Here is a 24,880-nt window from a genome sequence, read left to right as displayed (position 1 = left end):
GTACGACCAGCCTGGCACCGCAGGGGCCCAGGAGTCACAACACTCACAGCCGGATCCTCGAGCGCAGAACAAATCCCGCACTCGACGCTGAGAGCGGGCCAAAGTCCCACAGTCAGCACCCCGACCCCATCGGCCAGTACTCCTCAAGCACCTACAAATCTGTCGCACACCCGGGTATTTTGGTGGATCCAGGTTGAGCGCACTCGACAGTTCGTCGACGGCGACCCACGGCTGGCGGACATCGGCGGGCGGGACTCGTTAGTCTGGTGGGGCTACCCCAAATCGCCACCTGAGGACTGCTGCCACGTGTTCGACACACTTTCCGACCGGCTCGCCAACGTCTTCTCCTCGCTGCGCGCTCCAAAGGCCGGCTCTCCGAAGCTGACATCGACCGTACGGCGCGGGAGATCCGGATCGCGCTGCTGGAGGCCGATGTCGCACTGCCGGTGGTCAAGGCCTTCATCGCGGCCATCAAGGAGCGCGCGACCGGTTCCGAGGTCGCCCAGGCGCTGAACCCGGCGCAGCAGGTCATCAAGATCGTCAACGAGGAGCTCATCGGCATCCTCGGCGGCGAGACCCGGCGGCTGCAGTTCGCCAAGAACCCGCCGACCGTGATCATGCTCGCCGGTCTGCAGGGCGCCGGCAAGACGACCCTCGCCGGCAAGTTGGGCCTGTGGCTGCGCAAAGCCGGCCACCAGCCGCTGCTGGTCGCCGCCGACCTGCAGCGCCCGAACGCCGTGCAGCAGCTGCAGGTGGTCGGTGAGCGGGCCGGCGTCGAGGTGTACGCACCACAGCCTGGCAGCGGCGTGGGCGACCCGATCCAGGTGGCCCGCGACTCGATCGAGCACGCCCGGCGCACCATGCGCGTGACATCGTCATCGTCGACACCGCCGGTCGCCTCGGCATCGACGAGGAGCTGATGGCGCAGGCCGCCGGCATCCGCGATGCCGTCTCGCCAGACGAGACGCTTTTCGTGGTGGACGCGATGATCGGTCAGGACGCGGTGCGTACGGCCGAGGCCTTCCGCGACGGCGTCGGCTTCAGCGGCGTCGTGCTGTCCAAGCTGGACGGTGACGCCCGCGGTGGTGCCGCGCTGTCCGTACGCCACGTCACCGGCCAGCCGATCATGTTCGCGTCCACCGGCGAAAAAACTGGAGGACTTCGACGTCTTCCACCCGGACCGGATGGCGTCCCGCATCCTGGGCATGGGTGACGTGCTCACCCTGATCGAGCAGGCCGAGACGGCGTTTGACGCCGATCAGCAGCAAAAGATGGCCGCCAAGCTGACTGGCGGCGACGAGTTCACCCTCGAGGACTTCCTGGAGCAGATGCTCGCGGTCCGCAAGCTCGGCCCACTGGGCAACCTGCTCGGCATGCTGCCCGGCGCCGGCCAGCTGAAGGACCAGCTGGCTGACCTGGACGAGAAGCACCTGGACCGAGTGCAGGCGATCATCCGCGGCATGACGCCGGCCGAGCGGGCCGATCCGAAGATGATCAACGGCTCCCGCCGGCTGCGCATCGCGAACGGCTCCGGTGTCACGGTGACCGACGTGAACCAGCTGGTGGACCGGTTTTTCGAGGCACGCAAGATGATGAAGCAGATGGGTGGCGCGATGGGCCTGCCCGGCATGGGACGGCGCAAGTCCGCCACCAAGTCGCAGAAGGGCAAGCGCAAAGGCAAGGGCGTCGGGCGTACGCCCACCCGTCGGGCCATCGGCGGTGGCGTCCCGAACCCGCCCGGCCAGGTCCCGCCCGGCACCGGCGGCCTGCCGTCGAACTTCCAGATGCCGCAGATCGACTTCACCCAACTCCAGAACCGCAAGAAGCCGTAATCCGGCGTTCCTGGTGAGCCAGCAGCGTCTGCTCATCCTGGTCTCCGGTCCACCCGCCGCCGGGAAAACCACGCTGGCCAGGGAATTAGCCGAGCGCCTGTCCTTGCCGTTAATCAGCAAGGACGACATCAAAGAGACGCTCTTCGACACTCTGGGCTGCTCGGCCGATGACCTGGCCGCCTCGCGTCAGGTCGGCGGCGCGGCGATGGAGGTGCTCTGGCGGGTCGCGGCGCGCTGCCCAGTGGCGATCCTGGAGGCCCCTTTCCGGCCGCGCGCGCGAGATGGAACATGCCCACCTCGCGCGGTTCGCGGCAAGGGTGATCGAGGTCTGCTGCCAGTGTCCCGACAACGAACTGCGCCGTCGGTTCGCCGTACGAGCCAGGACCGCCCATCCGGCGCACGTGCTCAAAGAGCTGCCGGACGAGGTGCTCGCCCAGTACGGCGGTTCGATGGGAGTGGGCGAGGTGATCGAGGTCGACACCTCGCGACCGGTTGACGTAGCGGCTTTGGTCGCCCGCCTGGAATGTCTGATCGGCTAGATTCTGTCGGGTTTCGCCACGGTCGCTTTCTTAATTTTGTGGCCGAAGACGGCCGGCGGCGGGCCATGGCCTTGTGTAGCGTGAAATATTCCCCTACGTTCCGGGCAACATTAAAAAGGACTTGACCACCATCACGTACGGGGGTGGGAGGTGCGCGACTGGGGGCTGATCGGGGCTGCCGCGCAGGCGATACTGGCCGCAGTGTTCACCTTGTCGGGTGTCTCGAAAACCGTGACTTTCCAGGCTTTCGGGGAAACTCTGGAGCATCTCGGGGTACAGGCAGAGTTTGCCCGCCGGGCGGCTTTTGGTGTTGTCGCGGTGGAATCGCTGACCGGGCTTGGCTTGGCGGTGTTCCCGACCTCGGCTTGGCCACGGCTGGTGGCGCTGTTGCTCGGCCTCGGATTCGCCGGCGCCGGCGTTCGCGCCTTACAAGCCAACGAAAAGATCGCCTGCAGTTGTTTCGGCGGGCTGTCGCAGAGCGCGCTTGGCTGGCGTCAGCTGCAGTTGCTGCCGGTCTGGCTCGTGCTGGCCGGCGCCGCGCAGTGGTGGTCGCCGTCGTGGGATCCGGCCCTTGGCCTGCTCGGGGTGGGTGTTTTCCTGTTGATCGTCACGATCGTACGACTTGCCCGGCATGTTCCAGGCTGGCGCCGGTTGCGTACTGAACGGCTGGTGATCGGCGACCTTCGGGCCGAGGCCGAACTCGCCGCCCGGCAGTAGGAAGTTTCGCTGGCTGCGGCCGGAGGGGAGATCGCGTGACCGTTGCCCTGATCATCGTTGTTTGTGTTCTTGCCGTGGTCATTTTCGTACTGGTAGGTGCGCTGGTCGAGCTTTTCGAACAGATCAAGCAGATCCGGTCGTATTTGGACCTGGAGGACAAGGTCGAGTCGATCGATCTGGGAGTCGTCCAGGGCATCGTGCCGTCCACCGTCGGTCTTCCTGCCGCGCTGGACCGCGCCGACGACGCCTTGGTGCTCTTTCTCTCCAACAAGTGCGAAACCTGCCACCACCTGGCCTCCACGATGCAGGGCGGTGCGGTGCCGCCGGCGGTGTGGGTGTGTCGTGGTGCCGGTCAGCGAGACGGCTGCCGACTTCGTCGATCTTTTCGAGCTGCGCGGAGAGCGGGTGCTGATCGACGACGAGGAACGGATCGTGAAGCGGATCGGGCTGGACCTGACCCCAGTCGCGATCATCGTGGAGAACGGCCGGGTGGCTCGCGCCCAGACCGTGCCGACCGTACGACAGTTCCGTGCCGCGCTACCAAAAGTCGACCGCTACAAGCTTCGCCCCAAGGCAGCCGCATTGCCGTCCTGACCAACCAGGTCCGCCGGGCCGCTGAGAAGAAGTGGGTGAGTTCATGACCGAACCCAAGGCCGAGGGCAACGAGAAATTCAGGTCCCTGCGCAGCAGCCGCCGGGGTTTTATGGGCTGGATGGGCAAGGTTGGCCTGACCGCGGTGGGTGGTGTGGCGGCCGTGCTGGCCACCGACAAGGCCGCTGAGGCCGACGTACGTCCGCAGGCGAACTGGAACTGCTGCAACCTCTACTACAGCCCACCGAACTGCCCGTTGGACGCGTACGGTCAACCGATCTGTCACAAAGGGTCGCTGCAGGTCTGGTACTGCTGCAGTGGAAGCGCGCCTTGGCAGCGAAAGTACGCCTGCGGCGAATGCACCGGTGGCAGCAGTTGTGGCCAGGGCCCGTTCTACTGCTCGTCCGGCTGGACCGTACGCGCCAACGGCTGCTGACAGATCTTTTCGATGCATGCGGTTGATGTCCTCACCGTCGCGTTGATGATGTTGCTCGCGATGGCTGGATTCGCGCAGCTTTTCAGTCTTTGAGGACTGTCGTTCGTCGGTTACCTGCGCCCGGTGGTTCAGGGCGTAGGTGCCGGCGGGACGGCCGTGCGCCGTCCGGTGGTGGCCCTCGCGGTCGGCTTCGGAGTCTCGGCTGTCGTTTTCTACGCGGCCGTACACTTTCTCGGCCGACTGGCTCTTGGGTGGGTTCCATCAGGCGCCGTGAGCCTGCTGGCGGCCGCTGGTTTCGCGGCGCTGTTCTTGGTGGTGGACAGCGGACTGTTTGGCCTGCGGACACCGATGTGGCAGCGCCAGACGCCACAGCAGCACTTCTTCCGGCGCGGACCGGTGGCTGGTGCTTTGTTGTGGGGCCTGGACACCGGGCTGGTGGTGACCACCTTCCGAGTGACGTCCATGACCTGGGTGGCGATCGCGGTGAGCCTGCTGGGACTGGTGCCGTGGTGGGCCGGCGTCTTTTACGCGGCCGGATTCGTCATTCCCAGCATCGTGATGATTGCCGTCGTGCCGTACCGGCCAGACCGCGCGGACCGGCTGGAGCCGATCTGGGTGATTGACCGGGTGTCGGCCTTCGAGCCGTTCGTACGCGGTGCGGCGAAAGTGGTGTTCGCCGCGATGGCGGTTGCCAGCATCGCCATTGCGGTCATCTGACCTGTCGCGGCACGGGTAGTGGCTGGCATCGGCCATCCGCGCGATCTTGACGCCCGGGCCTTTCGCGGACGAAGCTCTTCGCAATTCCTCTGGTCGTACCGACCGGGGTCGACATCCAGATATTTAGCGCTAAACGGATGATGCCGCCGAGCCGGTACGACCGCACGGGGATCGATGCGGAGGACAGATGCAGATGCCCCGGACCAGCCGGTTCCGACGTTGGGCGGCCGCGGTGGTGGCCGTACTCGTGGCGCAAACCGTGGTGCAGACCGTGGTGCCGACACCGACTACGGCCGCTCCTGCGCCGAAAGCGCCGCTGGCGGTGGCCAAACCCGCGGCGAGCGTCACGTCGGTCACCCTGATCACCGGTGACGTCGTCGGCTATCGCGGCCAACCCGGCGGCAAGGACAGCGTGATGGTCCTCAAAGGTCGCCCCGGCGTGCGGTATCAGTATCTGAACAGCCCGAACGGTTGGTACGTGTTGCCCAGCGACGCGCTGCCGCTGGTCAGCGCCCGTACCGTTGACCGGGAGCTGGTTCAACGTCAGCTACCTGGCCAAGAACGGGTATGCGGACCGCGGTCAGTCCACCGTGCCGGTGTTGATCGCCTACCCGGATGCGGCGGCTCGTACGCGGGCCGCCGCGGTGCCTGGTGCGACCACCGATCGCGCTCTTCCCAGCATCGGTGCGAATGCCGTACGAGTGGCCAAAACCCAGGCCGGCACCTTCTGGCGGACGATCGCGCCCGCCGCTGGGTCGAACCGTGTGCTGGCCGCTGGCGCGGCCAGGCTCCTGCTGGACCGGCGGGTCAGGGCGACTCTCGCGGACAGCGTCGCGCAAATTGGCGCGCCGCAGGCCTGGGCCGCCGGCTACGACGGTCATGGCGTCCGCGTCGCGGTACTGGACACCGGCGTCGACGCCACCCATCCGGACCTCGTCGGCAAGGTGGTCGACGGGAGGAGTTTCGTCGCGGACGAGCCGGATCTGGTCGATCGCAACGGTCACGGTACGCACGTCGCCTCCACGGTCGCGCCGGCACCGGCGCGGCTTCCGGCGGCAAGGAGAAGGGCGTCGCGCCGGGCGCCGAACTGGTGATTGGCAAGGTGCTTGACGGCGGTGGACTCGGCTACGACTCGGACATCATCGCCGGGATGGAATGGGCGGCGACCACCGAGCATGCCCGCGTTGTCAGCATGAGTCTTGGCGGGGCGGCCACCGACGGCGACGACCCGATGGCCGACGCGGTACAGAGCCTGACCGCCAGCACCGGAGCGCTTTTCGTTATCGCGGCCGGAAACAGTGGTCCGACCCGGGCCACCATCGGGTCGCCGGGCGACGCTGAGGACGCGCTGACCGTCGGCGCGGTCGACAGCCACGACCAGATTGCCGAGTTTTCCAGCCGTGGCCCCGGTCGCGGCGCCACGGTAAAGCCCGAGGTGGTCGCGCCAGGCGTCGACATCGTGGCGGCCCGAGCCGCCGGCACCTCGTTGGGCACCCCGGTCAACCAGTACTACACGACCCTCAGCGGCACCTCGATGGGCCACTCCGCACGTCGCCGGCTCGGCCGCCATCCTCGCGCAGCGCCACCCGGACTGGTCGGCCGGGCGGCTCAAGGCCGCTCTTGTCGCTGCCAGCAAGGACATCGGCCGGCCCGTCAACGAGCAGGGCGCCGGCCGGGTGGACGTGCCAGCGGCCCTGCGCCAGTCGGTCACCACCCAGCCGTCGACGCTCGGCTTCGGTGTCCTGCCGGCAAAATCCGGCACTCGTACGAGTGCGCTGACTTACCACAACGACGGTTCTTCAGCGGTGACCCTGAAGATCGCCGCGAAACTGACCGATCCCAACGGCAAAACGACTCCCGCCGGGACCCTGACCGTCGGCGCGTCCGAGCTGACCGTACCGGCCGGCGGCCAGGCGGACCTACCGGTGGCGTTGGCTCCGGGCAACGTCGGCACCGGCAGTTTCCAAGGCACCGTCAGCGCCGCGAGCGCGGACGGCTCGGTCCGGGTCACCACCCCGGTCGGCTTCTCCAACGGCGCTGTTTCGGTCAACGTCAACCTGAAAGTGATGGGCTTCGACGGCAAGATCCGACCCGGCACCGAGGAGACACTCTGGATTCTGCCTGTCGACGCTGACAAAACCGACTGGCTGGCCGCGGGCGTCGGCAGTGGGAACGTGAATTTCCAGCTGGCACAGGGGAAATACCTGATGGCTGTGAACGTCTTCGGTGGGGACGGACCCGGCGGCACGGAGGAGACCGGGCTGATCGTCAAGCCGGACGTGAACCTCTCCGCTGACACCTCGGTGACTTTTGATCTGAGGACCACGAAACAGGTCCAGGTCAGCTCGCCGGAGTCGACCTGGTCCCAGGCCGCGACGGCGTCTTTCCACCGGCGGACCCAGTCCGGGGCGACCTGGGACTTCGCTCAGCAGGTCGGCGTTTACGACCGGACCGGTTTCTATGTGAACCCGGTGCCGGCACTGCCTGACGGCGGCTTCACTTTTGACTACCAGACCGCGCTCACCCGCAGTCAGCGACCTGACCGTGGGATCGCTGACCGTCCATCCGCACTACATCACCGAAGATGGCGGGAACGACGTCAATATTCCAGTTCCGGTCAAGATGTTCGACGGTCGACGCCGTACGGACGTCGTCTACGTGGCCGGTGGTTCGGACGCCGACTTCGCCGGCAAAGACGTGCGCGGCCGGCTCGTCCTGGCTCAGGTGCAGACCGCGGCCGGGCTGACCAGTCCGATAGTCGACCGGGCCAACAAGGCCGGCGCGGCCGGCGTGGTTGTTTTCGACAGTGCCTCGATGACGCAGACGAGTACGGACGACCATCCGGAGCTGTTGCCGGTCACGTACCTGAGTCGACCGGACGGTCTCAAGTTGCTCGGCCAGCTGTCCGGCGGACGGGGATCGGCCCAGCTGCGGGGAACTCCGGTGAGTCCGTACGCGTACCATTTCGCCGCGACCGGAATGCAGGGCATTCCCGACGGGCTGAAACTGCGGGTCGATCCGGCGCGGATGGTGAAGGTCACCACGTCGTACCACTCGACCCGGGACCTGGTCATCAGCTCCGGCACTGTGGTCGACGACCTTCCGCCACTGCCCAGCGGTGACTTGCTGCGGGCACCGTCGCAGCGAGCGGATTACTACGGTCCGGTGAAAGCCGGCCCGGTGTGGGGGGGGTTCATGGAGGCTTTCGAAGACGGGAACCTGACTCTGCTCTCGTCCGCGCCTGAGCAGCTGACTCGGCCACTGACCAGGTCGGACGACTTCAACGCGGCGCCCAAACGTGCGGGCCAGGGCGCCGCTTACCGGCTGCTGCCGCTGGACGCGCAGCCACTTTCGTTGTCAAGGAACGCAAACACCCTCTACTACACACCCGAAGTGCTGGACGGGAACAACCATCTGGATCTGGCTGGTCCACTCGCCGGCGAGATGACGGTCAAGCTCAGCAAGGACGGAACAGTCCTGCCCGGTACGGTCGGCACCAGCAGTGTGGGCTGGCCCGTACCGGCCGGATCCGGTCGCTATCGGTTCGACGTTGGTTATGCGCCGGTCGCTTTCGCGCCGGCCGGATATCGATCCGACACGACCTGGGAGTTCACGTCGGCGCCTCCCGCGGCGCCCTGGACCAGGCCCGGATATGTGTGTGGTGACGCGGACAATCCGGCAACCGCCAGCCAGCCGTGCGCAGCGCAGCCGGCGATCATGCTCGACTACGACCTCGGCACCAGCCCGGGTCAGACGGTGACCGCGCCGGGGGGGGGAGCCCGCTCAAGTTGTGGGCATACCAGGTGCCCGGCGCCAGCGGTGCGGCGATCACCGGAGTCACCGCAGCGGTTTCGTACGACAGTGGGAAAACCTGGCGCACGGTCCCGCTTGCCGCGTTGCCGAACGGGCAGCGGCTCGGCCTGATCGTCCACCAGCGGCCGGGCCTGGCGGTGTCGCTGCGGCTGTCTGCCACCGACTCGGCCGGCAACAAGGTGACGCAAACGCTGCTGAACGCGTACAACGTCATATCTCGGTAGTTGGGTGAAAAGCTCGGGCATCGCGCCCGAGCTTTTCGCTGTCAGAGTTCGCGACCGGAAGCGCGCTGCTGCCGACCCTGTGGCCCGTACGGGTAGTCGCCAACGATCGGTTCGCTCGCGTCGTCCAGCAGTTTCGTTTCGTCGTCGGAAAGATGCAGCTCGGCGGCCGTCAGGTTGTCGTCGAGCTGCTCGATCGTACGAGCGCCGAGGATCACCGAGGTGACGGCCGGCCGGTCCGCTGTCCACGCCAGCGCGACCTGCGCCTCGCATCGACACGCCACGCGACTCGGCGATCTTTCCCACCGCGTCGATGACCTGCCAGGTCCGCTCCTGAGCGTTGCGCGGCGCGTACGCCTCCATGCCCCGCTGGGGATCGTCGCCCAGTCGGCTGGCGCCGGTCGGGGTCTGGTTGCGCTGGTATTTACCGGTCAGCCAGCCGCCGGCCAGCGGCGACCACGGCAGGATGCCGATGTTCTCGTTCTCGCACACGTCCACCAGCTCGAACTCGATTTCGCGTACCAGCAGGTTGTATTGCGGCTGCAGCGTCACGATCGGTGTCAGGCCAAGGTAACCGGTGAGCATGGCCGCTTTTTGCAGTTGCCAGCCGAGGAAATTGCTGACTCCGGCGTAGCGGATCTTCCCGGCCCGTACGGCGTCGTCGAAGAACCGGAGTGTCTCCTCGAGCGGGGTGAGCGCGTCCCAGGCATGCGCCTGGTAGAGGTCCACGGTGTCGACCTGCAGTCGCTTGAGGCTCGCGTCGAGTGCTTTCGTGAGGTTCGTACGGCTCAGGCCCACGTCATTATGGCCGTCGCCCATCGCAAACCGACCCTTTGTCGCGAGAACCACTTGGTCGCGTACGTCTGGGCGGTTGGCCAGCCAGCGCCCGATGATCTCCTCGGAGACGCCGCGGGAGTAGACGTTCGCGGTGTCGATAAACGTGCCGCCCTGCTCCAGAAACCGGTCGAGTTGGGCGTGTGACACCTCCTCGCTGCTCTCGTTGCCGAACGTCATCGTGCCCAGGCACAGCGACGACACGATCGTCCCGGTCCCACCAAGCGTGCGGTATTCCATTTCGGGTTTCCTCCAGTCGCGACCCTCTTGCCCGTCCCACCCTGCTCTCTGCCCAGGCCTCGCGTCCAACAGAGGATCCCGATCCCATTAATCACCCACCCTGCTCAGTCCTGTGGTTTGTCCGCAACGCCCGGTCCTCCTCGCGGGTGGGGCGAGATTTTCGTCGAGTGTGGGAGTTTGTTCCGCTCTCGACGTCGAGTGTGGGTTAAAGTCCCGCACTCGACGTCGGGGCTGTCGCCGGCGGGGCTGATGTGACAGTTACGCGCCGTAGCGGGTACTTCGGTGGATTCAGGCCGGGCGCGAGCAACGGGGCGTTGCGGACAAAGCTCTGGGAGTGCGGTGGGGCGGTGCGGGGGCGAGAATCGACACGTGTTTCATACGGGTATGGAGACTGGTGGTACGGGCCGATGACGGCTGCGGGGGTCGGCGGACGTGCCGCCGGAGGGGCAGGCGGTGCTGGGGCCGCTGACCAGGTCCGCGATCTTCCTGGTCGTCACCATCAACTCCGGCGCCGAAGGTGTGGTGCGCGAGCTGTTGGCGGACGTGCCGGGGCTGCAGCGGTCGGTGGGCTTTCGGTCACTGGACGGTGGCCTGTCGTGTGTGGTGGGGATCGGGGCGAGCGCCTGGGATCGGTTGTACGGCCAGCCCAAGCCCGCCGAGCTGCGCGAGCTGCCGGTGTTCGCCGGCGGCAGGCATCGATCGGTGACCACCCCGGGTGACCTGTTGTTCCACATCCGAGCCGAGCGGATGGATCTCTGTTTCGAGCTGGAAACGCAGATCATGGCCCGGTTGTACGGCTCGGTGGCGGTCGCCGACGAGGTGCACGGCTTTCGTTATTTCGATGCCCGGGACGTGCTCGGTTTCGTCGACGGTACGGAAAACCCGACCGCCAGCGGGGCCCGCGACGCGGTTGTCGTCGACGACGACCCGGGATTTGACGGCGGAAGTTACGTGATCGTACAGAAATACCTGCACGACATGCCGGCTTGGAACGCGCTCGCGGTCGAAGACCAGGAGCGGGTGATCGGTCGCCGCAAGCTGTCCGATGTGGAGTTGAGCGACGACGAGAAGCCGGACAACTCCCATGTCGCGCTCAACACGATCACCGACCCCGACGGCACCGAGCGCGAGATTCTCCGCGACAACATGCCTTTCGGGCGCCCGGCCAGTGCCGAGTTCGGAACGTATTTCATCGGGTACGCGAAAACTCCGTCGGTGACCGAGCGCATGTTGGAGAACATGTTCGTCGGCTCGCCGCCGGGCAACTACGACCGCATTCTGGATTTCTCCACCGCGGTCACCGGTGTGCTCTTTTACGTGCCTACCGCGGATTTTCTGGACAACCAGCCATCGGCGAGTGAAGACCCAGCGGGTTCGTCGCTGGGAATCGGCAGTCTCAAAAGGAGTCCTCGAGAATGAAACAACCTGCATCGCGAGCTCGCTCCCGTCTCGGCCGCCGCGTGGTCCGAGATCGAGGAGGAGGCGCGCCGTACCTTCGCGAAATACGCTGCCGCTCGCCGGATCGTGGACGTGACGGTGTCCGAGGACCCGGCGCTGTCGGCGGTCGGTACGGGCCACTTGAAAGACATCGCGGCGCCGGCCACCGGCGTGCTGGCGCGAGTACGGACGGTGCAGCCGATTGTCGAGCTGCAGGTGCCGTTCACGGTCTCCCGCGATGCCGTCGACGACGTTGAGCGGGGTGCCAAGGACTCGGACTGGCAGCCGGTCAAGGACGCTGCCCAGACGATCGCCTACACCGAGGACCAACTGGTTTTCGACGGTTTCGGTGAGGGCCACATCGCCGGCATCCGGCCGGCTTCTTCGTTGCGGGCGTTGACTTTGCCGGCCGAGGCCAAGGACTATCCGATCGCGGTCGGCGACGCGTTGGCCAAGCTCCGCGCGGCTGGCGTGGACGGCCCGTACTCGGTCCTGCTGAGTGCGAAAGCCTATGCCGCCGCCACCGAGGCGGCCGACCACGGCTATCCGGTGATCGATCACCTCACCCAGATCGTGGACGGTGAGCTGATCTGGACGCCGGCCATCGAAGGGGCCTGCGTGGTTTCCACCCGTGGCGGGGATTACGAGCTGACCTTTGGCCAGGATCTGTCGATTGGCTATCGCGGCCACGACGCGTCCACAGTGGACCTCTACTTCCGCGAGGCACTGACTTTTGTCGTGCACACACCGGAAGCTGGCGTCGCGCTCACTTCGGCATGATGGCTCTGCGGGTACGAGCGGTCGCGTTGCCAGCCGAGCGCGAGCGCGACCTGTACGTGGTGGGCGACCGGCTGACGTTCGAGCCGGTCGCGAGCGCCGAAACGGTCGTACGCTCCGGCTGGGCGGTGCCGGGTTTGGTCGATGCGCATTGCCACATCGGCCTGCTGCCGCAGGGTTTCGTGGACAGCGTCTCGGTCGCGAAGGAGGATTTGGCGATGGTCAACCGCGCGGCTGGCGCGTTGACGATCCGGGACGCCGGGTCCCCGTTTTCGTACGCGGAGCTGGACAACGACCCTGACATGCCCCGGCTTCTGCGCGCTGGCCGGCATATCGCGCCACCGAAGCGATACATTCCGCGGCTGGCGGTCGACACGACTGGGCTCCAGTTGGCGGCGACGGTGGCCGAACAGGCCCGGGCCGGCAACGGCTGGGTGAAGCTGGTCGGCGACTGGATCGACCGGGAAGCCGGCGACCTCGGCCCCACGTACGACCGGGAATCCCTTACCGCCGCGGTAAAAAGCCGCTCACGACGCGGGCGCGCGCATCACCGTGCACACCTTCAGCGAAGCCGCGCTGCCGGATCTGTTGGACGCCGGCCTGGACTGCATAGAGCACGGTACGGGCCTGTCGACGGATCTCCTGAACAAGATGGCCAGCGTTGGTACGGCACTCGTACCGACCATGATCAACATCGAGACTTTCGGCGACATCGCTGACAAAGCACAGCAGAAGTTCCCGGCGTACGCCGACCATATGCGGCGGCTGCGGGACGGGTTCCCGGCGGTGGTGGCCGCCGCGTACGAGGCGGGGGTGCAGATTTTCGCCGGCACCGACGCCGGTGGTGGCATCGCCCACGGACTGATCGGTCAGGAGATCCAGCGGCTGCACGCGGCTGGCATGTCAGCGGTGGACGCCTTGGCGGCCGGCTCATGGCGGGCTCGCGACTGGCTCGGCCTGCCGGGGCTGGTCGAGGGCGGCCTCGCTGACCTCGTCGTCTATGACACCGATCCGCGGCAGGACCTCGGCGTGCTCGCCACCCCATCCCGGATCATTCTCCGAGGCCGCGTCATCGCCTGACCGCGGCCACTACCGCGAAGTGTCATACGAAGGTCGTACCGTGGGGGAGTGACCCGCCCTGACGTGCAAGTGGTCAGTGCCGGTGAGCAGGGCTCCGAGCTGGTGACTCGGGTTCCGCCGCCGGCGCTGCTGCGGCCGTACGTGCGCCGGTATTCGGGCTGGACCTCACCGTCCAGTCAGATCCACCCGCGGGTGATGCCGAACACGGACATCGTGGTGGTGATCAACTTCGCCGCCCCGCTGGTGATCCACGATCCGCTGCAGCCCGGCGGGGACCGTCCTTACCGGGCCTTGCTCGCGGGTCTTCGCCGGACGTACGCGGGCACCAGATATGAGGGCTCCACCGGCGGTTTCCAGCTCGACCTGCGCCCGATCGGCGCTTATCTGCTGCTTGGCATCGCTATGCACGAGATCGCCGACCGGATGATCGACATCGAGGAGCTCGGCGACTGGGAGCTGGACGGACTGGTCGCCCGGCTGCCCGAGGAGCCGACCTGGCCGGCCCGGTTCGACCTGGTCGACGAGGTGATCGGGGCCCGGCTGGCCAGGGCTTTCGAGCGTGGTCCGGCCGAGGTCGGTGGGGTCCGGAGGGCCTGCCAGCTGCTGACCGCGTCGGCGGCGGGGGGGACATCGAGCGGGTGGTGTCCGAGTCCGACTACAGCCATCGGCACCTGATCTCGCTGTTCCGCGAGCAGGTCGGGGTGCCGCCCAAGCTGTACGGGCGGATCCTGCGGTTCCAGCGAGCCACCCGGATGCTGGGCAGCGGTTATCCGCATGGCCTGGCTGCCCTTGCCGCCGACTGCGGCTACTACGACCAGGCGCACATGGTTCGCGAATTCCGTTCGCTCGGCGGCTGCACGCCGGGGACATATCTGACCAGCGTCTGGCCCCAACTCGACCAGGAGCTGAACGCTCTGCATCTCTAGGATGCCTCGAACACTGGCGGTTCTCCGAAGGCGACGACCAGGTCAGGGTCGATGAAGAGGGTGATCCTGGCGATGTGGGTGCTGCTCAGCGTCAGGACGGCGACGCCGAAGGCGCGGTAGGCGCCGTCCGTGCCCCGCTGGTACGCGGCCGCTGCCGGTTGGCCGTTCGCGCTGGTCGGGACCATTCGCCAGTCGCCTGGAGCGCCGAGCGCGGAAGCGACGAAGAACGGCATGCAGGTCCTGAGCCCGGCGAACCAGGTCCGGGACGGGGTCATCTCCAGCGTCGAGTCCGCGCGCAGCAGCTTCTCCAGAGCGGCCGCGTCGGAGTTCTCAAAAGCCGCCATGTAAGCGTCCAGCAACGCGCGCGCCTGCGGTGCGGTCGGCTCGGCGACCGTGTCGGGCGCCGGAGCTACCTCGTCGAGGCGCGCCCGCGCGCGCTGCAACGTGCTCTTCACCGCCGTGGTGGTCGTGTCCAGCGCTTCGGCGACCTCGGCCGCCGACCAGGCCAGCACATCCCGCAGCAACAGCACCGCCCGCTGCCTGGGCGGCAGATACTGCAGGCTGGCGATCAGCGCGAGCCGAATGCTGTCGCGTGAGACGACGACGTCAGCGGGATCGGGGTTCAGCAGCGCGTCCGGGATCGGCTGCAGCCAGGACACTTGCGGCCCGGCCAGCTCGGTCGGCTCGTACGGGTCGTCCGACGGTGCGCCGAGGCCGGACGGCAAGGCTCGCCGGCCGCGGTTTCGCAACGCGGTCAGGCAGGTATTGGTCGCGATCCGGTAGAGCCACGTACGGATCGAGGAGCGGTCCTGGAACCGGTCGTACGACCGCCACGCCCGCAGATACGTCTCCTGCACCACGTCCTCGGCGTCCGACACCGAGCCGATCATCCGGTAGCAGTGCGCCAGCAACTCGCGCCGGAACGTCTCGGTACGGCGGACGAACTCCTCGTTGCCTGGTTGCGACACCGCGGCTCCATTCTGTTGGTACGCGTACTCGGGTGCAGACTCGCCGGCCAGCGCAAAGGAATCGTTCGCCCGTCAGATTTATGCAAGCGCGTCCGCTGGCTGGCGGTCCACACTCAGCGATGACACCTTCGTGCGATCGAGGAGAGAAACAGCATGAGCGCGGCAACCATCTTTCCGACCATGTCTTACCGGGATGCCACCAAGGCCGTCGGCTGGCTCTGCGAGGCCTTCGGCTTCGGAGGCCAAGGCGGTCTATAAGGCCGAGGACGGCACCATCGCACATGCCGAGCTGACCTACGGCAACGGCGCGGTGATGTTCGGCCAGCAGCGAGAGGGCGAGGCTTTCGCCAGCCCGCCCGGGACGGCGTCGGTCTACGTCGTGGTCGCTGATCCCGACGCGCACCACCAGCAGGCCAGGGCAGCGGGCAGCGGGCGCCGAGATCATCCGCGAGCTCACCGACCAGGACTACGGCTCCCGGGAGTACGTGGCCACGGATTTCGAAGGCAATATCTGGAGCTTTGGCACGTACAAGACCGTGCTCGTCGAGGGCTGACGAGGATCGAAAGCGCCGGCCGGCTACCCTGCCGGAGTGCTGATTCGGATGTCCACGCTGCTGGTGAAGACGTTGCGCGACGACCCGGCCGACGCCGAGGTGCCGAGCCACCGGCTGATGGTGCGCGCCGGCTACATCCGGCGCGCCGCGCCGGGGGTTTACAGCTGGCTGCCGCTGGGTTACCTGGTCTACCGCAACGTCGAGCGGGTGATTCGCGAGGAGATGAACGCGGCCGGCTGCCAGGAAGTGCATTTTCCGGCGCTGCTGCCTCGCGAGCCGTACGAGGTGACCGGCCGTTGGACCGAATACGGTGACCAACTTTTCCGTTTGAAGGACCGCAAAGGCTCGGACTACCTGCTTGGTCCGACACACGAGGAAATGTTCACCTTGATGGTGAAAGACCTGTGTTCCTCGTACAAGGACCTGCCGCTGTCGATCTACCAGATCCAGACCAAATACCGAGACGAGGCGCGGCCGCGGGCGGGTCTGTTGCGGTGTCGTGAGTTCGTCATGAAGGACTCGTATTCCTTCGACATCGACGACGCCGGGCTGGAGCGTTCGTACGAGAATCACCGCAACGCGTACATCCGCACTTTTGACCGCCTCGGCTTGGAATACGTGATCGTGTCGGCGATGTCCGGCGCGATGGGCGGTTCCCGCAGCGAGGAGTTCCTCTGCCCGGTGCCGGTCGGCGAGGACACCTTCGTACGCTCGCCGGGTGGCTATGCCGCGAACGTCGAGGCGGTGAGAACTCCAGTGCCAGCAGCGATTCCGTACGAAGACGCGCCGGCGGCGCACGTCGAAAACACCCCCGACACGCCGACGATCGACAGCCTGGTCACGTTCGCGAACGCCAAGTTTCCGCGCCGGGACAGCGAATGGACCGCGGCCGACACCCTGAAGAACGTCGTGCTGATGGTGACGAATGCGGACGGTACGCGCGAGCCGTTGGTGATTGGTCTTCCCGGCGACCGTGAAGTCGACATGAAAAGGCTCGAGGCGCAGCTGGAACCAGCCACCGTCGAGGTCTTCGGCGAGGCCGACTTCGCCGCGAATCCCGCGCTGGTCAAGGGATACATCGGCCCGCAGGCGCTGGGTGCGGAATCGGTCACCGGCATTCGTTACCTGGTGGATCCGCGAGTGGTCGACGGCACCCGTTGCTGACCGGCGCCAACCAGCACCGGCCGGCACGTGTTCGAGCTGACCTGCGGACGGGATTTCACGCCGGATGGCACGATGGAGGCCGCCGACATTCGCGATGGTGACCCGGCGCCGGACGGCTCCGGTCCGCTGAGCCTGCAGCGCGGGGTGGAGATCGGGCATATTTTCCAACTGGGTCGCAAATACGCCGAGGCGCTCGGGCTTTCGGTGTTGGACGAGAACGGAAAACGCGTCACCGTCACGATGGGCTCGTACGGCATCGGGGTTTCCCGCGCGGTCGCCGCAATCGCCGAGTCGAGCCACGACGGTGCTGGCTTGTGCTGGCCGCGGGAAATCGCGCCGGCCGACATCCACCTGGTCGCCACCGGCAAGGACGACGCCGTTTTCGCCGCCGCCGCGTCGCTCGCCGCGGACTTGGTGAGCGCCGGGATGCGGGTGCTTTTCGACGACCGGCGGCGGATCAGCCCGGGCGTGAAACTGAACGACGCGGAGCTGATCGGCGTACCGACCATCGTGGTCGTCGGCCGCGGCCTCGCGACCGGAACCGTCGAGGTCACGGACCGTGCCAGCGGTGCTCGTACGGACGTGGAGCTGACCGGTGCGGTCGAACACCTGAGTGCGGTGTGCGGACGGCCGGTGGCCATTCTCTAGAATTTCGGGTATGGCCAAACCCGGAGTGCTCACCCCGCAGGCCGAGGACTTTCCTCGGTGGTATCAGGACGTCGTTGCCAAGGCCGAGCTGGCCGACAACGGCCCGGTCCGCGGCACCATGGTGATCCGACCGACCGGGTATGCGCTGTGGGAGCGGATCCAGCGCGAGATGGACGACCGGATCAAGGCCGCCGGCGCACAGAACGCTTATTTCCCACTGTTCATCCCGCAGTCGTATCTGGCCCGCGAGGCCGAGCACGTCGAGGGTTTCGCGCCGGAGTTGGCGGTCGTCACGCACGCCGGCGGCAAGGAGCTGGAGGAGCCGATCGTCGTAAGGCCCACCTCCGAGACGGTCATTGGCGAGTTCATGGCCAAGTGGGTGCAGAGCTATCGCGACCTGCCGCTGCTGCTGAACCAGTGGGCGAATGTGGTGCGCTGGGAGCTGCGGCCTCGCGTTTTCCTGCGTACGACCGAATTCCTCTGGCAGGAAGGCCACACCGCGCACGCGTCGCGCGAGGATGCCAGTGCATATGCGCGGCGGATTCTGCATGAGGCATATCAGGACGTGATCGCCGGTGTGCTCGGCATTCCGGTGGTGGTCGGCTGCAAGACCGTCAAGGAGCGGTTCGCCGGCGCGATCAACACGATGACGCTCGAGTCGATGATGCGCGACGGCAAGGCGTTGCAGATGGGCACGAGCCACGAGCTCGGGCAGAATTTCGCCCGTGCTTTCGGGATCGAGTACACGTCCGACACGGGATCGCGCGAGCATGCCTGGACGACTTCCTGGGGCTCGACGACGCGGATGGTCGGCGCGCTGGTGATGGCGCACGGCGACGACAACGGCATGCGGGTGCCGCCGAAACCTTGCGCCGGTCCAGGTGCTGGTGATGGTGGTCAAGGCCGGCGACGGGGTGGCCGAGGCGGCCGAGCAGCTCGTCGATGATCTGCGTGCTGCCGGCGTAAGGGTCGCGCTCGACGACCGGGTGGACACCGCGTTCGGCCGACGCGCGGTCGACGCCGAGCTGAAGGGCGTACCGGTTCGGATCGAGGTCGGACCGCGCGACCTCGCCGACCAGAAGGTCACCCTGGTCCGGCGGATCGCCGGCAGCAAGACGCCGACCGAGCTGACCGCGGTGGTGACCGCCGCGAAGGCAGCGCTCGCCGAAGACCAGGATGTGCTCTACTCGGAGGCGCTGGAGCGTCGCGAGAAGTCCACTGTGGACGTTGCCACCGTCGCGGATGCGGCTGAGGCGGCCAAAAACTGGCTGGGCCCGGATCCCGTGGTCGACGTTGGGCGTGGAGGGCGAGGCGGAACTCGCGAAGGACGCGGTCAGCGTGAGGGTGCTGACCCGGCCCGATGGCGGTGTGCCGGACGGGCCGGACGAGGCCGACCTCACCGCGTGGGTCGCTCGGTCGTACTAGGGCGTGTCTCCTCATCCCAGGCGGCGAGGGCCGAGCCCAAACGCCCCCTGCCAGCACCGGGCGATCACCCCCATACAACAACGGTATGAAGGCGACCGCCCGGCACCGGCAGACGACGCTTGGATCTCGACCCTCATCCACCTGGAATTAGGAGACACGCCCTAATGGACTGGGAGAGCGGCTCACGCGTTGTCGTGCGCCATTTTCGGGGCCGTGAACCACATGCCGCGTTGCCGACCACGGTCGTCACCGAGGACTCCACCGGCTTGCTGCTCTGGCTGGCCGGCGGCACCCCGGTCGTGCGCGGGCTGCTCGCCGACGGCCGGACCGTACGCGATGTCGGTGTGGTCGCCTCGGCGCTGCTGCCGCGGCGGTCGCTGCGGCCACGGCAGTGGCGAGGCACCGGCATCCTGATGCTCATCCCGCCGGCCGAGGACTGGTCGCTGTGGTGGTTTTTTTTTTTTCGCGACGACGGCAGTTTTATGGGCTGGTACGGCAATCTGGAGGACCGTCAGGTCCGCCGGGTGGTCGACGGCGTGCAGTATGTGGACACTGCCGACAACGCGCTGGACGTGTGGTTCGAGCCGGACCGCAGCTGGTCATGGAAGGACGAGGACGAGTTCGCCGACCTCACCGGCCTGCCCGGCTACTGGACCGCGGCGCAGGCGCCACACATCCGCGCCGCCGGTGAGCGCCTGATCACCCTCGCCGAGTCCGGCGCGCCCCCTTTCGACGGCCGCTGGACCGACTTTCGCCCAGACCCGTCCTGGCCGCTGCCCACCCTCCCACCGCACTGGCACGCCGCCTAGGACACCGGATGGGAAGGGCGCGGAAATGTCGGAGCGCGGGAGAAGACTCGAATTCGGGGGCGGCATTTCTCGGGAAGCCGGACTTGGATGCGGGCTGTCTCACCAGGTGACGGGGAGCGCGTCGACGCCGCCGTAGACGGGCATGGTCGTACGAAAAGTCAGCTCGTCGACCGACGCGGCCAGCCGCAGGGTGGGGAAGCGGCGGAGCAGTGCCGGGTAAGCGATTTGGAGCTCCAGCCGGGCGAGCGGCTGGCCGAGGCACTGGTGGACGCCGAACCCGAAGGTGACGTGGTGGTTGGGCCGCCGGTGGATGTCGAGCGAGTCGGCGTTCTCGAAGACCGACGGGTCGCGGTTGGCCGCGTCCGCGGCGGCGATCACGCCTTCGCCGGCCCGGATCAGGACCTCCCCGACCCTGATGTCCTCGGTCGCGACTCGGCGGCGGCCCAGGTGCACGATGGTGAGCAGCCGGAGCAGTTCCTCGACCGCGGTGGCCGGGTCGGCGCCGTCCCGGAGCTCGGCCGCCTGCGAAGGATTCTGCAGCAGTGTCAGGGTGCCGAGCGCGATCATGTTCGCGGTGGTCTCGTGCCCGGCGATGAGCAGCAGCACCGACCGACATCGAGACCACGTCCCGACGGGGACAATGCGTCGTTGCCGACCAGTTTGCTGATCAGGTCGTCGGCCGGTTCCGCCTGCTTTTTCGTGACCAGGGCAGCGAGGTAGCCGACCAGCTCACGACGGGAGTCGCCGGAACCCGACAGCATTTCCCGGCTCGTACGCTGGAAGAACTCGTGGTCGGAGTAGGGCACGCCGAGCAGGTGGCAGATGACCAGCGACGGCAGCGGCAGCGCGTACGCCGTCACCAGATCGACCGGCCGCCGGTCCATGGCGTCCAGCAGACGGTTCACTGTCTCGACGATCAGTGGCCTCAGCGCCTCCACTCTGCGTACGGTGAAATCGCTGATCAGCGCCTTGCGTTGGCGGGCGTGATCGGCGCCGTCCATCCGGATGAACGACCGGGCCTTGCCTGCGTGTGGCCGGGAGGCGGGAAACCCGGGGCGGCTCGGGTCCGAGCTGAACCGGCGATCGGCGAGCACCGCTCGTACGTCCGCATAGGTGGTCACCAGCCATGGCGTGCTGCCGTCCCCACAGTCGTACGCGAGTGATGCCGGTTTCGCGGATCTGGCCGAGCTCCGCCGGCGGATCGAGCGGACAGCGGCGGGGCATCGGGAAGGCGGGCTCGGTCACGGCGCGTCCGCCAGCTGGTTCATCAGCGCCGCGCCGATCCGCAACATCTGCGTCTCGGTCTCCGTCAGGCCGCCAATGGCGGCCGCCAGCCAGCCGTCCCGGTCCGCCATGTCCCTGGTCAGCGCGTCCAGTCCGACCGCCGTCAGATCCAGCACCGACTCACGCCGGTCCCGCTCGCCCCGGCTGCGGGTCACCAGGCCGTCCGCCTCCAGGTCGGCGAAAACCCTGGTCAGCGACTGCGGCTGCTGGTGCTCGGCGGCGGTGATCTCGCCGGGCGTGCTCTTGCCATGCCGGTAGAGATGTCCCAGCACCGCCACTTTGTTCGTGCTCAGCGCCCCGGCCGGCCGCTCCGCCCGCAACCGCCGCGCCAGCCTGGTCGCCGCCCCGGCGGGCCTGCGCCGCGACCTCCAGCCGCTCGTCAACATCTCCCATAACTATTACGCTATCACGTACTATCTCGCGCCGCTTGGTTGTCCACATCGACGCGTTGCGTGCGCTGGACGCACGTTTCGCGTCGATACGGCCAACCAAGCGGTAAGGGGTAAGAACTATTGGGAGGTGCAGGGGGAGAGGGGAGTGGCGGACGGGGAGGTCGCCCAGGTCGCCTGGGTGGCGTCGGAGGTGACCTGGTAGCTGACCGACAGTGACGGCATGCCGGCCAGGGACAGGTACGTCTTCGGGTACGAGTGGCCGTTGACCTTGGCCGCGCTGATGTACTGCAGCTGGGTCGGGTCGGTGCCTGGTGCGCTGATCGTGACAGTGTGGCCGTTGCGCAGATGCACTGCCGCATAAGGGAAACGCGGCGCGTTGACCAGGAACTGACCGGTGCCGGGAGTGGCTGGATACATGCCCAGCGCCGAAAGCACGTACCAGGCGGACATCTCGCCGAGGTCGTCGTTGCCGGTCACCCCGTTGGGAGCGTTGACGAACAAGGTCTGCGCGGCCCGTACGGCGGCCGAGGTTTTCCAGGGCTGGCCCACCAGATCGTACATCCACGGCGTGTGTAGGTCGGGCTCGTTGTTCGGGTTGTAGCGGAACTGGTTGTAGTAGCTGTACGGGCCGACCACCCATTTGGTGTGCGCGGTGCCGGACGGGTCGGTGACCAGGTCTGGATAGTCGAAGAAAGTGTCCAATCGGGCCGCCGCGTTTTCCTTGCCACCCATCAAAGCCAGCAGTCCGGGCACGTCCTGCTGGTCCATCCACTGGTATTGCCACGCGGTGCCCTCGTGGAAACCGGACTGGCTGGTCGGGTCGTACGGGCCGGTGGCCGGCGTGTAGAACGTGCCATCGGCCGTACGGGGCCGGGGAAACCCGGTGAAGCCGCGGTCGGTCGTACCGGAGTCCCACAGCTTCTGGTAGTTCTGGCCGCGCTGGGCAAGCGTCGCGGCGTCGGCGGTCTTTCCCAGCCCAGCGGCCATAATCGAGAGTGAACAGTCGGCGAGCGAGTATTCGAAAGTCGCCGAGGCGCCGTGCTGCGGGTCCACGTCCTGGCCTTTGTGCGGAAACTTCTCGTCGTACTGGACGAATCCGCGGGACAGGTAACTGGCGTTTCCGGACCGGCCGGAGAAAGCCAGCGAGGCCGGTGGAGTCTCGGTGGCGTTTTGCTTCAACGCGGCGAAAGCCTTGCTCTCCATGCCATGAAGCGCGCCGAAGCGCCACAGGTCCACCAAATACGGCGTGACCGGGTCGCCGGTCATGGTGTTCGTCTCGTAGTCGGCGTACACCCAGCGTGGCAGCCAGCCGCCCTGGTCGTGGATAGCGAGGATCGTACGCGCGATGTCCCGGGCGCGGTCTGGCCGAAGCAACGCCAGTAGCTGGTTTTGGCCGCGATAGGTGTCCCACAGCGAGAAATACTGGTAATACGTCCAGCCGATCGCGCGATGGATTTGCTTGTCCAGTCCCCGATAACGGCCGTCGATGTCGGTGCCCGTCAGTGGCTGCAACAACACGTGGTAGAGCGCAGTGTAGAAAACCGTGGCGTCGGCCGGATTCGGCGCGGAGATGTCGATGCTGCGCAGCTCGTTCCGCCACGCTTTCGCGGTGGCCGTACGAATCTGGTCGAAACTCTGGTAGCCGCTGGTACGCAGGTTGGCCCGAGCGCCGGCGGGGGTCCACGTACGAGATGGACGTACGAGCGGTCACCGATCGGTTTTCGTTGGTGTCAAAGGACAACCACGCGCCACGCAATCCGCTGCCGCCGGACGACTCGGTCGAGCCAGCGGTGCCACCGGTCGGCGACCACGTGCCGTACGACGTGAAGGGTCGGTCGAAAGTGGTGGTGAAATACGTCGTGTAGTCGCCGCCACCACAGAAAGCCTGGGCGGTGACGGTGCCTTCCACGGTGTGGTTGTTGACGATCCGAATGGTGCTGCTCCGGACCGGTTCCTTCACGTTTGCCTGACCGGTGTTGATCAGCACGTGCGCGGGAGCGGCCGAGTCGAAGGTGTATCGCTCCAGCCCTACCTGGGTGGATGCGGTGGTCGCCACGTCAATGCCGCCGTAGCCGGTGAGTTTTACCTGGTAGTCACCGGGCTTTCCGACCTCGCCATCGTGAGTGTAAGGCGATTGGTAGTTGTCGTGATCGAAGCTGGACGGCTGGGTGGTGTCGAATTTCGCCGCACCAGGGCCGATATCGCCGGTCACCGGTAACGTGCCGACCAGACCGCCCTGTTCCCAGCAGCCGGCGCCGGACAGGAAGAAATGGCCGAAGCCCTTCAGCGCGGTGTCGGTGTATTCGTACCCGGCGTAATTCGTGCCGATCGGGCTGACCTGAGTCATCCCGAAAGGCGCCGAAGCGCCGGGAAACGTGTTGCCGGCGTCCTGGGTGCCGATGAAAGTGTTCACCGCCGCCAGCGGATCGGTGGAGGCCGGCACGGCCGCCGCTGGGCGAGAGCAGTGATCCGACCAGGGCAGCGGCCAGGAGCGCGGAGCGCAACATCGACAACCTCCATTATCCGGTTATGTCGTACCGTAATCAGCTTCGCCGCCATGCGCGCTGACCAGCAGCGGACACCGTCGGGGAACACACCGGCCTCGGTCGGTGTTTGACGGTTGTGGAGGCGCGCCTGAAAGCGGTGTTGGCGAGAGTCCGGATGGCACTGCGCGAGGACTCTTCGATCATGACGCTGGAGGATGCGCTCGACGCGCTCGGCCGCCAGGGGGTTGCGGACGCTGGCCGGTGTGAGATCCCGGTCGAGCAGGTGGTTGGTACGGTCAGCCGGAGCGCGGACTTCGACCGCGGTTTCCAGCTGGTGAATCCGGCGCTGGCCGATCGCTGGCAGCAAATCGCCCGGGCCGTCCGTGACGGTGCCGACTTCCCGCCGGTCGACGTGGTCCGGCTCGGCGACATGTATTTCGTACGGGACGGCCACCACCGGGTGTCCGTTGCCCGATCGCTTGGCCGCCCGACGATCGCCGCCCGCGTTCAGTCGATCTGCACGACCGCGTACGCGATGGCCTGCCTGACGATCGCCCACCTGCCGTCCAAGGCCGCCGAGCGGATGTTCCTGGAACGGGTGCCGCTGCCCGACGACGTACGCACCGACCTGTGGTTGGACGAGCCGGCGCAGTGGTTGCGGCTCGCCGACGCGGCCGAGGCCTGGGCGTACCGCTCGACGATGGCCGGCCGGCGGCTGACCGATCGCGACGCGATGGCGAGCCGAGCCAATGGTGGGACCGTGAGGTGCTGCCGGTGATCGAGCGGCTCCGCGCCGACGGCGCCGTGCTGCCGCTGCGGGATGTGCAGGCGTACGTCACCGCCCTGGCCACCCGCGACCGCCTCGGCAGCCTCGACTGGTCACCTGCCGTCACCGCCCACCTCCGCCCCTGACGTCCGGGTGAGGACGGGCCAAAAATGCCGCCCCCGAATTCGAGGATCCTGGGCAGGTACGACGGTCTTGAAGAGGGC

Annotated in this window: 24 protein-coding genes and 7 pseudogenes; 21 read left to right on the top strand and 10 right to left on the bottom strand. The window is 67.0% G+C overall.

Annotation, left to right across the window (positions count from 1 at the left end):
* Positions 1 to 306: 306 nt before the first annotated feature.
* From ffh to GNX96_RS32500, 7 genes and pseudogenes are all read left to right on the top strand, one after another.
* Positions 307 to 1,832 (top strand): annotated as a pseudogene (gene ffh, locus GNX96_RS32525) (signal recognition particle protein).
* Positions 1,720 to 2,049 (top strand): annotated as a pseudogene (locus GNX96_RS65390) (AAA family ATPase); the annotation flags it as partial. The pseudogenes ffh and GNX96_RS65390, both read left to right, overlap by 113 nt.
* A 64-nt stretch (positions 2,050 to 2,113) precedes the next feature.
* Positions 2,114 to 2,371, top strand: a complete 258-nt coding sequence (locus GNX96_RS56970; protein ID WP_279582087.1) for a hypothetical protein — start codon at positions 2,114 to 2,116, stop codon at positions 2,369 to 2,371.
* 150 nt (positions 2,372 to 2,521) lie between these two features.
* A complete protein-coding gene (locus tag GNX96_RS32515; protein ID WP_163571792.1) occupies positions 2,522 to 3,088 on the top strand; it encodes a MauE/DoxX family redox-associated membrane protein in 567 nt (188 codons plus the stop codon).
* Between the two features lie 345 nt (positions 3,089 to 3,433).
* A complete protein-coding gene (locus GNX96_RS32510) occupies positions 3,434 to 3,682 on the top strand; it encodes a hypothetical protein (RefSeq protein WP_163571791.1) in 249 nt (82 codons plus the stop codon).
* A gap of 43 nt (positions 3,683 to 3,725) precedes the next feature.
* A complete protein-coding gene (locus GNX96_RS32505; protein ID WP_163571790.1) occupies positions 3,726 to 4,115 on the top strand; it encodes a hypothetical protein in 390 nt (129 codons plus the stop codon).
* Positions 4,116 to 4,238: 123 nt separating this feature from the next.
* Positions 4,239 to 4,832 (top strand): hypothetical protein, encoded by a 594-nt coding sequence (locus GNX96_RS32500; protein WP_279582086.1) that lies wholly within the window; start codon positions 4,239 to 4,241, stop codon positions 4,830 to 4,832.
* Between the two features lie 129 nt (positions 4,833 to 4,961).
* On the opposite strand, the gene GNX96_RS32495 is transcribed toward GNX96_RS32500, so the two are convergent.
* On the bottom strand, positions 4,962 to 5,198 hold the full coding sequence (locus GNX96_RS32495; RefSeq protein ID WP_163571748.1) for a hypothetical protein: 237 nt from the start codon (positions 5,196 to 5,198) through the stop codon (positions 4,962 to 4,964).
* A gap of 155 nt (positions 5,199 to 5,353) precedes the next feature.
* On the opposite strand from GNX96_RS32495, the gene GNX96_RS32490 reads away from it, so the two are divergent.
* Entirely contained in the window at positions 5,354 to 5,926 is a 573-nt protein-coding gene (locus GNX96_RS32490) for a S8 family serine peptidase (RefSeq protein ID WP_163571747.1), read from the top strand.
* Positions 5,923 to 6,309: pseudogene (locus GNX96_RS65385) on the top strand (S8 family serine peptidase); the annotation flags it as partial. The gene GNX96_RS32490 and the pseudogene GNX96_RS65385, both read left to right, overlap by 4 nt.
* A 43-nt stretch (positions 6,310 to 6,352) precedes the next feature.
* Here GNX96_RS65385 and GNX96_RS56965 read toward each other — a convergent pair.
* Both GNX96_RS56965 and GNX96_RS32475 read right to left on the bottom strand, forming a co-directional pair.
* Positions 6,353 to 6,619, bottom strand: a complete 267-nt coding sequence (locus GNX96_RS56965) for a hypothetical protein (RefSeq protein ID WP_279582085.1) — start codon at positions 6,617 to 6,619, stop codon at positions 6,353 to 6,355.
* Positions 6,613 to 6,882, bottom strand: a complete 270-nt coding sequence (locus GNX96_RS32475; protein WP_163571745.1) for a hypothetical protein — start codon at positions 6,880 to 6,882, stop codon at positions 6,613 to 6,615. Before GNX96_RS32475 ends, GNX96_RS56965 begins: the two co-directional genes overlap by 7 nt.
* Before the next feature lie 572 nt (positions 6,883 to 7,454).
* Between GNX96_RS32475 and GNX96_RS67410 the strand changes: the two are divergent.
* Positions 7,455 to 7,712 (top strand): annotated as a pseudogene (locus GNX96_RS67410) (PA domain-containing protein); the annotation flags it as partial.
* 869 nt (positions 7,713 to 8,581) lie between these two features.
* Here GNX96_RS67410 and GNX96_RS67405 read toward each other — a convergent pair.
* Entirely contained in the window at positions 8,582 to 9,940 is a 1,359-nt protein-coding gene (locus tag GNX96_RS67405) for an aldo/keto reductase (protein WP_279582084.1), read from the bottom strand.
* Between the two features lie 432 nt (positions 9,941 to 10,372).
* On the opposite strand from GNX96_RS67405, the gene GNX96_RS32455 reads away from it, so the two are divergent.
* The 5 genes and pseudogenes from GNX96_RS32455 (at position 10,373) to GNX96_RS32435 (ending at position 14,160) form a co-directional block, all read left to right on the top strand.
* Complete coding sequence (locus GNX96_RS32455) at positions 10,373 to 11,359, top strand: Dyp-type peroxidase (protein ID WP_279582083.1); 987 nt, start codon at positions 10,373 to 10,375, stop codon at positions 11,357 to 11,359.
* A 6-nt stretch (positions 11,360 to 11,365) separates the two neighbouring features.
* Positions 11,366 to 12,157 (top strand): family 1 encapsulin nanocompartment shell protein, encoded by a 792-nt coding sequence (locus GNX96_RS32450; RefSeq protein WP_163571811.1) that lies wholly within the window; start codon positions 11,366 to 11,368, stop codon positions 12,155 to 12,157.
* Positions 12,157 to 13,234, top strand: a pseudogene (locus GNX96_RS32445) (amidohydrolase family protein). Before GNX96_RS32450 ends, GNX96_RS32445 begins: the two are co-directional and overlap by 1 nt.
* A gap of 48 nt (positions 13,235 to 13,282) precedes the next feature.
* Positions 13,283 to 13,909: a DUF6597 domain-containing transcriptional factor gene (locus tag GNX96_RS32440; protein ID WP_163571786.1), complete on the top strand. Its 627-nt coding sequence runs from the start codon at positions 13,283 to 13,285 to the stop codon at positions 13,907 to 13,909.
* Positions 13,876 to 14,160: a helix-turn-helix domain-containing protein gene (locus GNX96_RS32435; RefSeq protein ID WP_163571785.1), complete on the top strand. Its 285-nt coding sequence runs from the start codon at positions 13,876 to 13,878 to the stop codon at positions 14,158 to 14,160. Before GNX96_RS32440 ends, GNX96_RS32435 begins: the two co-directional genes overlap by 34 nt.
* Here GNX96_RS32435 and GNX96_RS32430 read toward each other — a convergent pair.
* Positions 14,157 to 15,179, bottom strand: a complete 1,023-nt coding sequence (locus tag GNX96_RS32430) for a sigma-70 family RNA polymerase sigma factor (protein ID WP_163571810.1) — start codon at positions 15,177 to 15,179, stop codon at positions 14,157 to 14,159. The two genes, GNX96_RS32435 and GNX96_RS32430, sit on opposite strands and share 4 nt — an antisense overlap.
* 551 nt (positions 15,180 to 15,730) lie before the next feature.
* On the opposite strand from GNX96_RS32430, the pseudogene GNX96_RS32420 reads away from it, so the two are divergent.
* The 4 genes and pseudogenes from GNX96_RS32420 to GNX96_RS32410 all read left to right on the top strand — a co-directional run bounded on the left by GNX96_RS32420 (position 15,731) and on the right by GNX96_RS32410 (position 19,728).
* Positions 15,731 to 17,494 (top strand): annotated as a pseudogene (locus GNX96_RS32420) (proline--tRNA ligase).
* 10 nt (positions 17,495 to 17,504) lie between these two features.
* Positions 17,505 to 18,440, top strand: a complete 936-nt coding sequence (locus GNX96_RS32415) for an aminoacyl--tRNA ligase-related protein (RefSeq protein WP_279582082.1) — start codon at positions 17,505 to 17,507, stop codon at positions 18,438 to 18,440.
* Entirely contained in the window at positions 18,385 to 19,008 is a 624-nt protein-coding gene (locus GNX96_RS56955; protein ID WP_279582081.1) for a His/Gly/Thr/Pro-type tRNA ligase C-terminal domain-containing protein, read from the top strand. The genes GNX96_RS32415 and GNX96_RS56955 overlap by 56 nt, the downstream gene beginning before the upstream one ends.
* 141 nt (positions 19,009 to 19,149) lie before the next feature.
* The gene (locus tag GNX96_RS32410) at positions 19,150 to 19,728 is read left to right on the top strand and encodes a DUF402 domain-containing protein (RefSeq protein ID WP_279582080.1); all 579 of its coding nucleotides are present in this window, start codon (positions 19,150 to 19,152) and stop codon (positions 19,726 to 19,728) included.
* Between the two features lie 99 nt (positions 19,729 to 19,827).
* Here the strand turns inward: GNX96_RS32410 and GNX96_RS56950 are convergent, their stop codons facing one another.
* From GNX96_RS56950 to GNX96_RS65365, 5 genes and pseudogenes are all read right to left on the bottom strand, one after another.
* Complete coding sequence (locus tag GNX96_RS56950) at positions 19,828 to 20,334, bottom strand: cytochrome P450 (protein ID WP_279582079.1); 507 nt, start codon at positions 20,332 to 20,334, stop codon at positions 19,828 to 19,830.
* On the bottom strand, positions 20,292 to 20,849 hold the full coding sequence (locus GNX96_RS56945; protein ID WP_279582078.1) for a cytochrome P450 family protein: 558 nt from the start codon (positions 20,847 to 20,849) through the stop codon (positions 20,292 to 20,294). Before GNX96_RS56945 ends, GNX96_RS56950 begins: the two co-directional genes overlap by 43 nt.
* Before the next feature lie 120 nt (positions 20,850 to 20,969).
* The gene (locus GNX96_RS32400) at positions 20,970 to 21,398 is read right to left on the bottom strand and encodes a MarR family winged helix-turn-helix transcriptional regulator (RefSeq protein WP_163571783.1); all 429 of its coding nucleotides are present in this window, start codon (positions 21,396 to 21,398) and stop codon (positions 20,970 to 20,972) included.
* A 123-nt stretch (positions 21,399 to 21,521) separates the two neighbouring features.
* Positions 21,522 to 23,027, bottom strand: a complete 1,506-nt coding sequence (locus tag GNX96_RS32395) for a glycoside hydrolase family 92 protein (protein ID WP_279582098.1) — start codon at positions 23,025 to 23,027, stop codon at positions 21,522 to 21,524.
* A 124-nt stretch (positions 23,028 to 23,151) separates the two neighbouring features.
* Positions 23,152 to 23,817, bottom strand: a pseudogene (locus GNX96_RS65365) (hypothetical protein); the annotation flags it as partial.
* Between the two features lie 248 nt (positions 23,818 to 24,065).
* Between GNX96_RS65365 and GNX96_RS32390 the strand changes: the two are divergent.
* Both GNX96_RS32390 and GNX96_RS32385 read left to right on the top strand, forming a co-directional pair.
* Positions 24,066 to 24,668 carry a hypothetical protein gene (locus GNX96_RS32390; protein WP_279582076.1) on the top strand — a complete coding sequence of 201 codons (603 nt, stop codon included), beginning with the start codon at positions 24,066 to 24,068 and terminating at the stop codon, positions 24,666 to 24,668.
* On the top strand, positions 24,665 to 24,802 hold the full coding sequence (locus GNX96_RS32385) for a hypothetical protein (RefSeq protein WP_163571781.1): 138 nt from the start codon (positions 24,665 to 24,667) through the stop codon (positions 24,800 to 24,802). Before GNX96_RS32390 ends, GNX96_RS32385 begins: the two co-directional genes overlap by 4 nt.
* The last annotated feature ends 78 nt before the right edge of the window (positions 24,803 to 24,880 follow it).

This window comes from Fodinicola feengrottensis, from assembly GCF_010993775.1.
Lineage (GTDB): Bacteria > Actinomycetota > Actinomycetes > Mycobacteriales > HKI-0501 > Fodinicola > Fodinicola feengrottensis.
The sequence above is the reverse complement of the archived record's forward strand: the minus strand, read 5'-3'. Positions and strand labels throughout refer to the sequence as shown.